The sequence below is a fragment of the Flavobacterium zhairuonense genome, from assembly GCF_004352915.1.
In the GTDB taxonomy this organism is placed as follows: Bacteria; Bacteroidota; Bacteroidia; order Flavobacteriales; family Flavobacteriaceae; genus Flavobacterium; species Flavobacterium zhairuonense.
Map to the genome: position 1 here is coordinate 327,924 of NZ_SJSY01000073.1, position 15,093 is coordinate 343,016.

11 protein-coding genes are annotated in these 15,093 nt (G+C 33.9%); 8 read left to right on the forward strand and 3 right to left on the reverse strand.

The features are described from left to right. Window positions 1–39: 39 nt before the first annotated feature. The 3 genes from EYY60_RS13620 to EYY60_RS13630 form a co-directional block, all read right to left on the reverse strand. Window positions 40–471, reverse strand: coding sequence for a DUF5367 family protein (locus tag EYY60_RS13620; RefSeq protein ID WP_132989864.1), 432 nt, complete (start codon window positions 469–471; stop codon window positions 40–42). Then, window positions 431–1,258 carry an SDR family oxidoreductase gene (locus tag EYY60_RS13625; protein WP_132989865.1) on the reverse strand — a complete coding sequence of 276 codons (828 nt, stop codon included), beginning with the start codon at window positions 1,256–1,258 and terminating at the stop codon, window positions 431–433. The genes EYY60_RS13620 and EYY60_RS13625 overlap by 41 nt, the downstream gene beginning before the upstream one ends. 71 nt (window positions 1,259–1,329) lie before the next feature. Beyond that, a complete protein-coding gene (locus tag EYY60_RS13630) occupies window positions 1,330–2,208 on the reverse strand; it encodes a helix-turn-helix domain-containing protein (protein ID WP_132989866.1) in 879 nt (292 codons plus the stop codon). 547 nt (window positions 2,209–2,755) lie between these two features. On the opposite strand from EYY60_RS13630, the gene EYY60_RS13635 reads away from it, so the two are divergent. From EYY60_RS13635 to EYY60_RS13670, 8 genes are all read left to right on the forward strand, one after another. Next, the gene (locus EYY60_RS13635) at window positions 2,756–3,730 is read left to right on the forward strand and encodes a ribonucleotide-diphosphate reductase subunit beta (RefSeq protein WP_132989867.1); all 975 of its coding nucleotides are present in this window, start codon (window positions 2,756–2,758) and stop codon (window positions 3,728–3,730) included. A 12-nt stretch (window positions 3,731–3,742) separates the two neighbouring features. After that, entirely contained in the window at window positions 3,743–5,437 is a 1,695-nt protein-coding gene (locus tag EYY60_RS13640; protein WP_132990010.1) for a ribonucleoside-diphosphate reductase subunit alpha, read from the forward strand. Between the two features lie 406 nt (window positions 5,438–5,843). Continuing rightward, window positions 5,844–6,434, forward strand: coding sequence for an RNA polymerase sigma-70 factor (locus EYY60_RS13645; protein WP_132989868.1), 591 nt, complete (start codon window positions 5,844–5,846; stop codon window positions 6,432–6,434). Window positions 6,435–6,607: 173 nt separating this feature from the next. Further along, window positions 6,608–7,756, forward strand: a complete 1,149-nt coding sequence (locus EYY60_RS13650; protein ID WP_132989869.1) for a FecR domain-containing protein — start codon at window positions 6,608–6,610, stop codon at window positions 7,754–7,756. A 169-nt stretch (window positions 7,757–7,925) separates the two neighbouring features. Continuing rightward, on the forward strand, window positions 7,926–11,252 hold the full coding sequence (locus tag EYY60_RS13655; RefSeq protein ID WP_162847885.1) for a SusC/RagA family TonB-linked outer membrane protein: 3,327 nt from the start codon (window positions 7,926–7,928) through the stop codon (window positions 11,250–11,252). 10 nt (window positions 11,253–11,262) lie between these two features. After that, entirely contained in the window at window positions 11,263–12,708 is a 1,446-nt protein-coding gene (locus EYY60_RS13660; RefSeq protein WP_132989871.1) for a RagB/SusD family nutrient uptake outer membrane protein, read from the forward strand. 16 nt (window positions 12,709–12,724) lie between these two features. Continuing rightward, on the forward strand, window positions 12,725–13,498 hold the full coding sequence (locus EYY60_RS13665; protein ID WP_162847886.1) for a DUF4843 domain-containing protein: 774 nt from the start codon (window positions 12,725–12,727) through the stop codon (window positions 13,496–13,498). A gap of 33 nt (window positions 13,499–13,531) precedes the next feature. Beyond that, window positions 13,532–15,025: a PKD-like family lipoprotein gene (locus tag EYY60_RS13670; RefSeq protein ID WP_132989873.1), complete on the forward strand. Its 1,494-nt coding sequence runs from the start codon at window positions 13,532–13,534 to the stop codon at window positions 15,023–15,025. The last annotated feature ends 68 nt before the right edge of the window (window positions 15,026–15,093 follow it).

The following is a 15,093-nucleotide window of genomic DNA, read 5'->3' on the forward strand; positions in this document are numbered from 1 at the left end:
TGTTCATCCGATACTTTTTAGACTTGGTTTTTCTAATGTTTAGAGATTCACTTTTTTTCTCCAATAAAAATAAACGGAAAGAGCATTTATAGTGGCCAAAAGCCATAAAACCGGACTCGTGAAAAAGCTGTAATAACTTCGTCCATTCGGTATTTCTACAAAAGGAACCGTTATCAAAACATCCAAAATCAAAGCTGTTGCCGACATTGTAATTCCGAGCAACAAACCATTTGTTTGAGGAGTTTTTCTAAAATAGATTTTAGCTCCAAAAATTCCAAAAAAGATTATTCCAAACATCACAATCGCCGATTGAATCCAAAAGAAATCTTTTATAAACGGAGTTTGATCCAAAATATAAAACGAAATGCTAACCAAAATCCAAACTAGAAAACCCGAAAAGATTGCTCTAAAATAATTCATCATTTTAGTTTTAAGAATTCCAGATTCCAGTTTTGGCTGTTTCTTTTGCATAAGCGGAAAAATCTTTTGCTTTTCGGCCTAAAACTTTTTCAATGTCAGAAGTTATATGGGAATTTCGTCCGTCAAGAACTTGTTCAAAAAGATAATTTGCCAGCCAGATATGATCTTCGGGAACTTGAAAATCTCGAAGCATTTTTGAATATTCTTCCAACGATAAACTTTGAAACGCAATATTTCGGCTACTTGCTTCGGCAATTGTATTTATGGCTTCTTTAAAAGTCAGTAATCTTGGGCCGGTTAATTCATAAGTCTTTCCGTTGTGTTTTTCATCTAAAAGTGATTCCAAAACAACATCGGCAATATCATCGGCATCGGTAAAAGGTTCTAATGCTTCGGCTCTTGGCAAAGCCACAATTCCGGCTAAAATAGGTTCTAAAAAAATGCTTTCGCTAAAGTTTTGATTGAACCAGCTGGCGCGTACAATCGTCCAGTTTTTCGCATTTTCTTTTACGATTTCTTCGCAGAGTTGTGCTTCTTTTTCGCCTCTTCCAGATAATAAAACTATTTTTTGAACACCTGATTTTGTTGCCAAAATTGTAAAATTCCTAATAGTTTCTACTGCTGAAGGAATTGCTAAATCGGGTTGAAATGTTACATAAACAATTTCAATATCTCTCAGAACATTTTCCCATGTTTCTGAATTTTCCCAATCAAAAGGAATTTTCTCAGATCGAGAACCTAAACGAACTTCAACCTCTGAGTTATTTTTCAATCTTTCGATTACTCTGCGTCCCGTTTTCCCATTGGAACCCAAAACTAAAATTTTCTTTTTGCTCATATCAATATTCTTTAAATGATTACTGATACAAAGTTGATTAGATTAAAAATCAATCATTTGTCGCAAAAGAATTATGATTTGTTTGAAAGGAACTGAAACCGAACTTCATTTGGGCGCATCCCGAATTTTTTGTGGAAAGCATTTGAAAACGAACTCAAACTTTCGTAACCCACTTCCCAAGCTGCTTCTTGAACTGTTTTTTCGTTTTCGCGCAGTAATTCATATGCTTTATGAAGGCGTTCTTCCTGTACATATTTAAAAACAGGAATGCCAAAAAGTTCTTTAAAATTCTTTTTGAGTTTGTTGCTGTTCAAGCCTACCATTTGCGATAATTGTGTAATTGATGGTGGTTTGGAATAATGCGTGGTTACAATTTCTTTGGCTTTGTATAATTTGTTTTTATCGATTTCAGAAAAATCAATTTTAGCACCCGTTGTTAAAAGAGCAAAGAAATGTGCCAAAAGTTCGTTGACTTGGCTTCTCAAAAATAATAATCGCGTATTTCCGGTGTAAGTTGTGTTGAATATTTTTTGAACTGCCAATTGCATGTCGAGCGTCATATAATATGATGGTCCTTCTACAAAATGGGCTGCAGGATGTAATAGTTCTGGAAGGTATTTTTCAAAAATTTCTTTTTCGGCTTCAGGAAGTGTATTCAGATGTTTCGGTTTGGTAAAAATACTAATGGATTGCAAAGGTTTGTCGGGTTCAATTTTATGTGAGAATTCGACTTTCTGATTTCCGAAAAAGCAAATCGCCAATCCCGTTGTATTAGTCAAATATTTTGTCTGATTATTGTGTTTAATTTCGAGTTCAACATTGCCAGATCCGTAAAAAGCAAATCCAACTGCGTCGCCATCAATTTCGCATCTTTGAATTATAGTTTTTGTTGTATTCGACTGCTCGATTAAAACAATAAAGTCATTCAATTCTATTATATCTGTTGTCATTTGATCTAGCTTTTTTTGAGAATTGTTTAAGAGAAAAAAATCATTTTTATTTCTTTCCTCAGATTTAGAAATTAGACTTTAAACAATTCTTAATTTTTGTAAATTATTTAAAATTAAACAATTAGTTTTATTTTTCAATTTGATTTTTTTAAACTCCGACCTTTTTGAATTTTAAAATGAGACTTCAAATGCCACTTTTTGTAACACTTTTACAGATGAAATTTTGCTCATTTTCGAGTTTGCTGTTGATAACTGTTTTTTTTAATCGAAGAATAAAAGTGGTTTTTCCTGTTGACAACTTTATTTAGATTCTTTTTAAATAACTGGTTTGTTGGGCATTATGAATTTAAAAAGCACTGTTGATAAATACTTTTTTACCCCATAAAAAAACACAATTTCTCCTGTTGATAATTGCCTCTATTTTTAACATCAAAACGAAAGTAAAACAAAAATTCGTGGCTTAAATTTGTAAGTAACGAGGTGTAAAAATGCCTCCCAAATCTGCATTTCGTTTACTCGCATATTCACCATTAAATACAATTTTATTATGTCTATTTTCGATAAAAGAATCAATTATAAGCCTTTTGAATACCCGGAGGTACTACAATTTACTGAAGCTATAAACAAAGCATACTGGGTCCATACAGAGGTCGATTTTACTGCAGATACGCAGGATTTTCATTCGCATTTGTCACCAGCTGAAAAAACGGCTATCAAAAACAGTTTATTAGCAATTGCGCAGATTGAAGTTGCCGTAAAAAGTTTTTGGGGCAACATTTATGAGCATTTCCCAAAACCAGAATTTAATGGCTTGGGAACTACTTTTGCTGAGTGTGAATTCAGACATTCTGAAGCTTATTCGCGTTTGCTTGAAGTATTAGGCTATAATGACGAATTCGAGAAATTATTAGACGTTCCAGTAATCCGCAAGCGTGTCGATTATCTTTCCAATGTTTTAAAAGATACGCGTTCGCAGGATAACAAAAAATATATGGTTTCACTGATTTTGTTCAGTATTTTGATTGAAAATGTTTCGCTTTTCAGCCAATTTGCCATTTTGCTTTCTTTTACCAGATTCAAAGGTTATATGAAAAATGTAAGCAACATTATTGCCTGGACTTCAATTGATGAGCAAATTCACGCAAATGGAGGAATTTTCATTATCAATAAAATCCGCGAGGAATTCCCAGATTATTTTGATGATGCTACTTTGCTTGCAATTAGAGATACAGTTAAGCATTCGATCGATGTAGAATCAGATATTTTAGATTGGATTTTTGAAGATGGCGAAATCGAAAGTATCAAGAAAACGGATTTAGTTAATTTCATGAAATTCCGTTTAGACGAAAGTTTAAAACAAATTGGAATTCCAACGGTATTTGATGTTTCTGCAGAAGATTATAAAGCGATGTTGTGGTTTGAAGAAGAAGTTTTTGCAAACAGTCTGGATGATTTCTTCGCAAAAAGACCAGTAGAATATACAAAACATGATAAGAGTATAACGGCAAATGATTTGTTCTAAAAGCATAAAATGATGAATATAATTGATATAAATGAAGCCAGTGCACCAATGAGCGAAGCTGGAAATAAAATGTGGTGGAAAAATTCTGAAAGTGAACAAATCCTGAATCGCGGTTATCTTTTAAAAGGTGAAACGGTTGAAGGCGCCATAGATAGAATTTGTACGGCAGCAGCAAAAAGACTTTATAAACCTGAACTGAAAGAATCTTTTGTCGAAATGATTGAGCGTGGCTGGATGAGTATTAGTTCGCCAGTCTGGGCCAATATGGGAACAGAACGCGGTTTGCCAATTTCATGCTTTAATGTTCATATTCCAGATAAAATTGAAGGAATTACGCATAAGCTTGGTGAGGTCATTATGCAGACGAAAATTGGTGGTGGAACTTCAGGTTATTTTGGTGAAATGCGTGGAAGAGGAAGTGCCGTAACCGATAACGGAAAAAGTAGTGGAGCGGTAAGTTTCATGAAACTTTTTGACACTGCAATGGATACAATTTCACAAGGCGGTGTGCGTCGTGGTGCATTTGCAGCATATCTTGATGTCGATCACCCGGATATTGAAGAATTTTTGAAAATAAAAAGTATTGGAAATCCAATCCAGAATTTATTTACCGGAATTTGCGTTCCCGATTATTGGATGCAGGAAATGATTGACGGTGACATCGAAAAACGCCAAATTTGGGCGAAAGTACTAGAAAGCCGTCAGCAAAAAGGACTGCCTTATATTTTTTTCAGCGACAATGTAAACAAAAATAAGCCTCAGGTTTATAAGGATAAAAACTTGCGTATCAACGCGAGTAATTTGTGCAGCGAAATTATGCTTCCTTCTGATTTTGATGAATCGTTTATTTGCTGTCTTTCGTCAATGAATTTGGAACTTTACGACGAATGGAAAGATACTGAAGCAGTTAAATTGGCGATATTTTTCTTAGATGCCGTTTTGCAGGAATTCATCGAAAAAACAGAAGGCAATTATTATCTTTCTGCAGCGAATAAATTTGCAAAAAGGCACCGTGCTTTAGGTTTAGGCGTTTTAGGATGGCATTCGTATTTGCAAAAAAATATGATTCCGTTTGAAGGTTTGGAAGCCAAAATGAAAACTACAGAAATTTTCAAACACATTAGCGACAAAGCCGATAAAGCTACGCAGGACTTAGCCCGAATTTACGGCGAGCCTGAATTGCTAAAGGGCTATGGAAGAAGAAATACGACAACAATGGCAATTGCGCCAACAACATCTTCATCGGCAATTTTAGGACAAACTTCACCTGGAATTGAGCCTTTCAGCAGTAATTATTATAAAGCGGGTTTGAGCAAAGGGAATTTCATGCGCAAGAATAAGTATTTGAAAAAATTGCTTGAAGAAAAAGGTCTTGATAACGAAGAAGTTTGGAGAGGAATTATGCTAAATGGAGGAAGCGTGCAACATATGGAACAACTTACTCAAACTGAAAAAGATGTTTTTAAAACCTTTAAAGAAATCAGTCAGCTTGAAATTGTGCAGCAAGCAGCAATTCGTCAAAAGTTTGTAGATCAAGGACAAAGCTTAAATCTAAATATTCCTGCAGAATTGCCAATTAAAGAAGTAAATAGATTAATGATAGAATCTTGGCAACTCGGAATCAAAAGTTTGTATTATCAACGAAGCCAAAGCGTTTCAAAAGAATTGGTTACAAGTTTGGTTACCTGCAGTAGTTGTGAATCTTAAAAATCTAAAATCGGAAGTTTCTTCCGATTTTTTTTGCTCCAAACATTTTAAAAATAAGTGCCAAAAAATATAGTAAAGCTTTTTTTATTAATTTCTAAAAGGCACTTTCGCTCAAATTTGCGATTTAAGAAATTGGCTACGGTATTTTAGCTATTATTAATAAAAAAATGATTTTATCTTAACAAAGGGCTCTTTGAAAAATCCGTTTTTAAAATCTAAAAAAATAGATAAAGTCAAATTTTTTAGATTTTTCAGTTTATGAAATTGTCAAATTTATAGCGATTTGAGTCTTTCATGAAATTATTTGAATAATGTCAACCACATATTGTGTGATCGAGCAAATTAGGATTATTGGATAATATTATTAAGTTTGTTGCGAATTATTCAATTTCTCTAAAGCCAAAAATTGCCGTTGTTATCCTCAAATCAAGATAAAATTTTAATTGATCGTCTTCGCTCCGGAGATGAATCGGCATTGACGGAATTGTATAATACATTTTGGCAGGCACTTTTTATTTCGGCTTATAATATTATAAAAGATAAAGAACTGTGCGAAGATATTATTCAAGATATCTTCATGAACATTTGGCACAATCGCGAAAAATTAGAAATCCACATTTCTTTAAAAGGCTATATGTATGCCTGCGCGCGTTATCAAGTTTTTAATCATTTAAAAAAGAATAAAGACAAAATCAAGGTCGAGCTTTTTGATGATTTAGAAAAACGTTTTCAATATACAACACCGGAAACACAGTTGATGCACGAAGAATTGGTGCAACAACTTAATTTGATTATTGAAGCACTCCCAGAAAAATGTCAGGCTGTTTATAAATTGAGTCGTGAAGAACAGCTTAGTCATAAAGAAATTGCTGAGCGTTTGAATATTTCAACCAAGACAGTCGAAAATCATATTACAAAAGCACTTCAAACAATCCGTTTGTCAATGGGAAGCTCATTGGGCACGGCGATGATTTTATGGCTTTCTGAAAATCTTTAAAAGAAAACAAAAAATGATTGCCGATTATAAGCCTGAAGCATTGAATTTTCTACTTTCTGGCGAGGCTTTTCTTAAAAGATTAAAAAAAATCAAAAAAAAATACAATTTGGACTAGGGGGTAAATGTCTTTTTAGATACTTACCTAATATACTCCTGCATTAATAATAAAAAAAATGAAAAAAGAAGAATTCTTAACGTTATTAAACAGATATCTTTCTGGCGATACGAATCGGGAGGAGAATAAGCAATTGTTGCATTTTTATGAAAGTTTTCAAACTTCAGAAGAATGGGATGAAAGCTTAGGATCAAAAGAAGAAATTCAAAATAAAATGTTGCGTCGGATTCAGACGTCTATAAAATCTGAAGAAACAAAAGTTATTCCGCTAAGGCCATTCTATTCCAGAACCAGCTTTAAAGTTGCAGTTGCAGCATCAGTGGCGATGTTGATTTCAATTTCGTTATTATTCAACACAGGGAAAAATACGAGACAAAATATTCCAGTTGTAGCTAATAAAAATATTTTGATAGGAAGCGATAAAGCAACCTTGACATTAGAAGACGGTTCTGTTATTGAATTGAAAAAAGGGGAATCCTACAATCAAGGAAATGTTTCGAGTAATGGAGAGAAATTAATATACAATTCAAAAGATGGCAGATCTGCCGCAATCGCAAATAACTTTTTAACGATTCCGAGAGGAGGACAGTTTTTTGTTCAGTTGGCCGATAGTACAAAAGTTTGGTTGAACTCAGAATCACAATTAAAATACCCGGTTGCTTTTGTTGATGGCGAAATCAGACAAGTTGAATTGGTTTACGGAGAAGCTTATTTTGAAGTGTCACCAAGCACAAAACACAAAGGCTCAAGATTTAAAGTCAAAACGCAAGGACAGAATGTTGAAGTTATTGGTACCGAGTTTAATATTAAAGCTTACAAAGACGAAACAACAATTTATACCACATTGGTAAAAGGAAAAGTTGCTGTGAGTAATTTAAGCAATAAAGAAATTTTGGCGCCAGACCAACAATCTAGAATTAGCAGCTCTAACGGAAGTATTTCGATTTCTGAAGTTGATGTTTACAACGAAATTTCATGGAGAAAAGGATTGTTTGTTTTTAAAGGAATGCCTCTTAGAGATATTGCAAAAGTATTGTCAAGATGGTATGATGTTGACATTGAATTTGCAGACCCAGCACTTGGAAATGTAAGATTTAATGGTGTCTTGAATAAAAATCAAAAATTAGAAGACATATTGACCACGATCAAGAATATTAATTTCATTAATGCCTATGAGAAAAAAGACAATAAGATTATTATAAAATAAAAAGAAAAGGGATTAAAGTTCAGACCTCTCACCGTACCGCACTTCATCCCTTTCTGTGTATTAATCAATTAATCATTTTTTAACAACCAACCAATTAACATGTAAATTTATGAAATTTAAATTAACCAGCGCTTGTTTCTATATTAGAAATAGGCTAATTATTAACATTATGAGAACTTTTATCTTCTTGTTTTGTACAACAATTTTTGGTTTTTCTCCAGCAAATTTATTTTCACAAAACACAAAAGTTGTAATTGCAGCTGATAAAACAGTAACTGTTGATGAAGTTTTTGATATTATCAAACAACAAACAGATTACACTTTTATTTATCAGGAAGATTTATTTAAAAAATTGCCGAAAGTACATTTAAAAAAGGGCAAAATTAAAGTAAATGACTTATTAGAAGCCAGTTTCCCTAATAAAGATTTCGATTTTAGTTTGTCCAGTGGAAATACAATTTTAGTTAGAAAACTTCCCAAAGAAAATGTAGTCGTTTTTCAGTCTAAATATATTGAAATTAAAGGTATAGTTACCAATGAGAAAAATGAGCCTCTGCCGGGGGTAAACATAAAAGTGAAGAACAGTACTGTAGCTACTCAAACTGATTTTGACGGAAAGTATACGATCAAAGCTCCAGAAGATGGTTATCTTTTGTTTACCTACATTGGACATCTCGCACAGATAATTCCGGTTGATAAGAGAAAAGTTATTAATATTGTTTTGCAGCAACAAACCAAAGAACTTGGCGGAGTGGTGATTAATACGGGTGTTACAGTTCGTAAAAAAGAATTAATTACTGGGGCAGTTACTACATATAGAGGTGAAGAATTAAGACAAGTTTCGACTCAAAACGTTGTGCAGGCTTTAAAAACTTTAGATCCTTCTTTTATGGTTTTGAACAACAATATTGCGGGTTCAAACCCAAATGTTTTGCCGGTTATCGAAGTGAGAGGACAAACTAGTTTGTCTGTAAATCAGGTAAATGATCGTTTTAAAGAAGACCCGAACCAACCATTATTTATTTTGGACGGATTCCCGACAACACTGCAACAGGTTGTTGATTTAGATATAAACAGAATTGCAAACATTACGCTTCTTAAAGATGCAGCTTCTACAGCATTATACGGTTCACGTTCTGCAAATGGAGTTGTTGTTATCGAAACAAATAAGCCGGTTGCAGGTAAATTGCAAATTTCTTATGTCTATAATTCGTCTTATGAATTGGCAGATTTGAGTGTTTATAATTTAATGAATGCCGAGCAGAAATTAGAATTCGAAAGACTTTCTAAAGCTTATGTAGTACCACGTCTTGGCGATTATGCACAACAATTTAAGTGGGACGAGGTTTACAACAAACGTTTGGCTGACGTACGTCGTGGTGTTGATACCTATTGGCTGAGCGAACCAATCCAAATGGGAATTACTTCTGGACACAGTTTAGCAATTGGCGGAGGATCAGACGAATTTAGATTTAATCTAGCTGGAAATTATAAATCCTTGTCAGGAACCATGAAAGGTTCTGAACACAATACTTGGGGATATAATGCGAATTTGATTTATAGAAAGAAAAAAGTAAGTTTTAATAATAACTTCTTTATTTCAGGAGGAAATAATCAGGAATCACCTTATGGTTCTTTTTCTACTTGGGCAAAAGCAAGTCCGTATTATGAAAAATATAATGAAAACGGAGTTCCAACACGTTACTTAGACGGAAGTAATATACCAGTAGGAAATCCTCTTGTAAATGATTACGTAAATCAGGAAGAAAACCCTTTATATAATGTTCGTTTAAACAGCTTCGACAAAGGCGTAGATTTTAATTTTACAAACAACTTTGCTGTAAATTATGATGTTAATCCTCATATCAAAACAACTGCAGCAATTTCAGTTTCAAGATTGCAGAGTACATCGACTAAATTTATTTCGCCAGATGACACACAATTCATTTCAGATATTCCAACAGAAAAAGGAAGTTATAAAAGAACAGATTATCTGACCAATAAATGGAACGGAAATATTGGAGGAACATATTCAAATGTTTTCAATAATGTTCACTCGGTTAATTATACTTTGAGAGCTTCTGCATTAGAAACAAGATATGGTTATTATGGCTCAACTTTAAGAGGATTTCCGTTGGGAGTTCCGGGTAACCCTAATTTTGCTTTTGGATTTGAAGTCAATTCAAAACCAGTAAATTATAGCGAAATGGTGCGAAGCGTTGATTTAACCAATCAGCTGAACTATGCTTACAACAGAAAATATTTACTTGATTTAACTCACACGATTTCTGGAGCAACTAATTTTGGAACAAATAAAAAATATTCACCTTACTATGGTATTGGTATTGGCTGGAATATGAACTATGACTTTAACATGAATGAAGATATCGTAAATATCTTGAAGCTTCGTGCAAATTATGGTCAGACCGGAAATCAGAACCTTGTGGGATTTGCTTCTCATGATATTTATACTTACGATGATAATACAAATATTTTTGGTGCTGGATTAAATGTTTCGCAATTGGCTAATATCGATTTAGAGCCTCAAAAAACAAAAGATCTGTCTTTAGGACTTGATTTGGCAATGTTTAGAAACAGACTTACTGCAACTTTTGGAGCATACAGACGTAGAACTTCTCCACAAATTGTTGCAATCGATCTTGCCGCTTCAACCGGAGTTACTGCTTACCCGTTAAACATTGGTTATATTACAACTCAAGGTCTGGAGCTTAAAGCAAATTATACGATTATAAGCAACCCTAAAGCTAATTTTTATTGGGCCCTTGGCTTGACAGCAACTACAAATGAAAATGAATTAGGTGGTTTCAACAATGCTTTGGCTTCATTAAATGATGCAGCTAAAAAAACGACTAGCCTTACAAGATTTTACGACGGAGCAAGTACAAACGATCTTTGGGCAGTACCTTCATTAGGAATCGATCCTGCTACAGGAAGAGAGGTTTTCTTAAAGAAAAACGGAGAAACTACATTTATCTTAGATAAAAATGATGAACGAATCATGGGAAACTCAAGAGAAATTGCAACTGGTGTTTTCTCTACAAGTGTTAATTACGGAAACTTCAGTTTAGGCGTATTTATCCGCTATAGTTTTGGAGCCGATCAATTTAATACTGCTTTATATGATAAAGTTGAAAACATCAGCTCAAGCAATATTTTTGATAATCAAGATGCAAGAGCCTTTACAGATCGATGGACTACTCCAGGACAAATGGCACAATTTAAAGCAATCAGCTTGACAAATAATACTCCAATTTCTTCTCGATTTATTCAAAAAGCAGATTATATCTCAGGAGAATCACTTCGTCTTGGATATCGTGTAACCAATAGAGCGTGGCTTAATAAATCAGGATTGGCTGGTTTAGGCTTCAATGCTTATGCAAATGAGTTTTTTAGAGTTTCTACTATAAAAGCAGAGCGAGGTATTGAGTATCCTTTTTCAAGAATTTATTCTTTAAGTCTAAACGTATCATTTTAATACAGCAATTATGAAACAGTATTTAAATAAAATAGTATGCATTATTTTGATTTCATTGACGGCGACAAGCTGTAGTGATTTCTTGGATGTAACGCCTCAGGATAAAATTTTAGAAAGTCAAATATTTGAAAATGAAGCCGGAATGCAAAATGTGCACAACGGACTTTATTTGAGCCTCGTGTCTGATAATCTTTACGGTCGTCAGCTTACCATGGATGCAGTCGAAATTTTAGGACAGCAGTACAATATGACAAGCAATGTTTCTAAAGGTAAAATTGCATCTTATGCCTATACAGAAAGTCACCCTAAAGCTGTGTTTTCTGATATTTGGGAAACAGGATATAAAACTATTTTATATGCCAATAAATTTTTGGAAAGCATGGATGAGCATACCGGAATTGTTTCCAAAGAAAAAGCCGATCTTTTAAAAGGAGAAGCTATCGGAATTAGAGCAATGATACATTTCGATATGTTGCGTTTGTACGGGCCAATTTATAAAGTTGATCCTTCTCTTCAGTCAATACCTTATTATGATTCTCCTGTTACAGCAAACCAGCCTTTGATTTCAGCCAAAGATGTTGTTGCTAAGATTCTGGTAGATTTGGACAAAGCTTTAGAGTTGCTTCAAAAAGATCCAATTCTTACTTCAGGAAAATACAATGCTACAACAGATTTTGATGCTAATCCGTATTATTCGGCAAACAGAGGTCTGCGTATGAATTATTTGGCTGTAAAATGTCTTAAAGCCCGTGTGTTATTATATTCTGGAGATAAAACAGGCGCATCTGCAGTTGCAAATGAAGTTATTAATTTTACAAAAACGACGACATTTTTTCCTTGGACTCCATTTTTAGAAGCTACAAATGCGGCAAATCCTGACCGAATTTTTTCATCTGAAAACTTTTTCGCTTTAAGTGATTACAGATTATATGTAAAACAAAAAGCTTTATTTGATTATAATTTGGCAGATGGAGCTATTTATGCTCCGTTATTAAGTAGATTAACAGCTGTTTTTGAATCAAATGATAATGACTACAGAAGTCTGCCAAGCTGGAAAGTTCCTGTTGTTGGAGGAAAAACGCAAAAGACATTTTATAAATATGAAGACGTAGTAAATAAAGATAAACTTTTCCGCCTGCAGATTCCTATGTTTAGACTTTCAGAGATGTATCTGATTGCTGCAGAAACAGCACCAGTACCGGCAGATGGAATTGCTTTTTTGAATACACTTCGTTTCAATCGTGGTTTAGCAAATTTAGCGGCTACTGCAAATGTTACTACAGAAGTTACAAAAGAGTATAAAAAAGAATTTATAGGTGAGGGACAGTTGTTCTTTTATTACAAAAGAATCAACAGCGCTACTATTCCTAACGGTTCAGCAACTTCTGGAAATCTGACTATGGGAGCGCTTCAATATGTTGTGCCATTACCAGAGATTGAAGTTAATTTCCAATAATTTAAAACAAAGTAACATGAAAAAAATATTCATTTTAAGCATATTGTTTTTATCGATTTTAGGTTTTGCTTCATGCGATCATGAAGAAATTGCGACATATTCAGGGACTGACAGTGTTTATTTTGCACCATCTGTTTTCGGAATTTCTGACGGTGCGACCACAACCATAACTGATAGTATAGGATTTACTTTTGCTTTAGAAAAACCTGAAATTGTTGGTAAAACTTATAATATTCCAGTTCGTGTACAAGGAGATATCAGCGATATTGACCGAAAAGTAAAATTAGTTGTCGATCCAAAAAGTACTGCTATCGCAGGAACTCACTTTGAAATTCCACAAGATTTTGTTATTCCTGCTGGGAAAGTAGTAACCGATTTGCCTGTTAAGGTTTTCAGAACTGCAGATATGAAGAAAAACGGCTTTTTGCTGATTTTGAATCTCGAAGAAAACGAATCATTTAAGACTGAAATGAAAAGCAAAGAAATTAATGTGCTGACGCATAAAAGAATCAGCTTTATTACTTTCAAACTTTCTTTTGATGATAAATTAACGCAGCCTATTGGCTGGTATGCATCGTCTTTAGGTGTTTTTTCAGCAAAGAAATTTTTCTTAATGTGCGATTTGATTCATTTAGACCCAGTAATTTTCAACCAAAAATTGGGTGGCCCTGGACTTGCTATTGCAGATTTCATGTATTACCAAGCTTTTATGAAACGTTATTTGGCTGACCAAAAAGCATCGGGTAATACGATCTATGAAGAGGATGGAAAAGAAATGATCTTTCCTTAAAAATCATTTTGCAAATTTTAAAAATAGAACATTATGTTAAAAAATATAAAGATTCAATTTATTCTTTCACTGATGCTGGTTTTAACGTATAGTTGCGCAGAAGATGAAGGGAATTATGATTATAAAGCGATAAATGAAGTACATGCAACTGGTATCGAAGAATCCTATACGGTGTATACGGGCGATTACTTTAAAATTGCGCCCGATTTGAATGAAACTTTAATTGATGTCAACAATATAGATCGTTACAGCTACGAATGGGTAGCGCTTAATCCTACTAAGCTTTTATTAGAATCAAGAACCCTGATCTCAACGACCAAAAACCTTGATGGAGTTATAAAGTTAGCTCCAGGAAGTTACAATGTCTATTATTTTGTTAAAGATAACGTTACAGGCGTTACTTGGCAACAGGAACCTTTTAAGCTAAATGTGGTTTCGGCTATTTATGAAGGTTGGTTAGTAATTGGAAACGTACAAGATAAGGCACGCTTGGATATGATTTCAATTTTACCAGGTATTCCACAACCAAAAATTATTACAGATGTTTTGGATGCTTCAGGTTCTGCATTAAAATTAACAGGTAAAGCTGTTGATGTTTCCTGTTTTGCAAGTGCAGTTTCTGTTGGTTCGGCTTACGGAGTTTACGTTACCACTACAGAAAACGGAACTGCAAGACTTGATCCAGATTCTTTTGGATGGACTCAGACACAAAATTTAGCTTATGAAACTTTAGGAGGTGCATTTCCAACTAATTTTGGAATTGATTTTATGGAGACACCTGGAGGTGGAGGTGAAAATTTTATTTACAGTAAAGGAGATATTTACTATTATTATCGTGCTTTCAATATAAAATACGGTCTTCCACAAAATATATTAGAGACTGCAACAAAAACTTTTTATGCTGCACCTTTTATTGCCTCTAATAGAGGGTCAATTGCAACACCTGTTTTCTTTAATAATGATACTCGCAGTTTTGTTCGTTTTAGTTATTCAAAAGGAAATTGTTCGGCAATGCCTCCAGTAACGGGATCTTCAACAGTTTTAGATTGGAATAATACTGATTCAGATCTCGTTTATATGACTACATCGGCTTTTAATGGCAATGAAAATTTTGCGGTTCTAAAAAATCGCACGACAGGGAAATACAATTTATTGCGTTTTTCTACTGGTTTGATTCAGAGTTATTACAAAGAGATTTTGAATGCGCCCGAATTTGATAAAGCAACAAAATTTGCAGTAAGTCCAGACTCAGGATATTTATTTTATGCCGTTGGAGGCAAAGTTTATGAGTATGACAACGGAACCCAATCAGCTAAATTAATGATCAATAAAGGTACTGATGAAATAACGTATATCGCTTTTAATCCTTTGGCAAAAAATGCAGACAAGAAATTAATTGTTGGCAGTTATGGAACTACAGGTAAATTAGAACTTTATACTGTTCCTCCTGTAAATGGAGATTTAATACTAACAGATACATTTAGCGGTTTATGTAAAATCGTTGATGTTGCGTATCGACGCAGATAATTTTAAACTAAGCAAAAAGCCGGATGAAGCATGAAATACATTCTTCATTCGGTTTCTTAAAAACCACA

Bases quoted from the DNA above. Each gene is read 5' to 3' on its own strand.
- EYY60_RS13620 (WP_132989864.1), bottom strand. From the start codon at position 471: ATGCAAAAGAAACAGCCAAAACTGGAATCTGGAATTCTTAAAACTAAA.
- EYY60_RS13670 (WP_132989873.1), top strand. From the start codon at position 13,532: ATGTTAAAAAATATAAAGATTCAATTTATTCTTTCACTGATGCTGGTT.
- EYY60_RS13630 (WP_132989866.1), bottom strand. From the start codon at position 2,208: ATGACAACAGATATAATAGAATTGAATGACTTTATTGTTTTAATCGAG.
- EYY60_RS13655 (WP_162847885.1), top strand. From the start codon at position 7,926: ATGAGAACTTTTATCTTCTTGTTTTGTACAACAATTTTTGGTTTTTCT.
- EYY60_RS13640 (WP_132990010.1), top strand. From the start codon at position 3,743: ATGAATATAATTGATATAAATGAAGCCAGTGCACCAATGAGCGAAGCT.
- EYY60_RS13635 (WP_132989867.1), top strand. From the start codon at position 2,756: ATGTCTATTTTCGATAAAAGAATCAATTATAAGCCTTTTGAATACCCG.
- EYY60_RS13625 (WP_132989865.1), bottom strand. From the start codon at position 1,258: ATGAGCAAAAAGAAAATTTTAGTTTTGGGTTCCAATGGGAAAACGGGA.
- EYY60_RS13660 (WP_132989871.1), top strand. From the start codon at position 11,263: ATGAAACAGTATTTAAATAAAATAGTATGCATTATTTTGATTTCATTG.
- EYY60_RS13650 (WP_132989869.1), top strand. From the start codon at position 6,608: ATGAAAAAAGAAGAATTCTTAACGTTATTAAACAGATATCTTTCTGGC.
- EYY60_RS13665 (WP_162847886.1), top strand. From the start codon at position 12,725: ATGAAAAAAATATTCATTTTAAGCATATTGTTTTTATCGATTTTAGGT.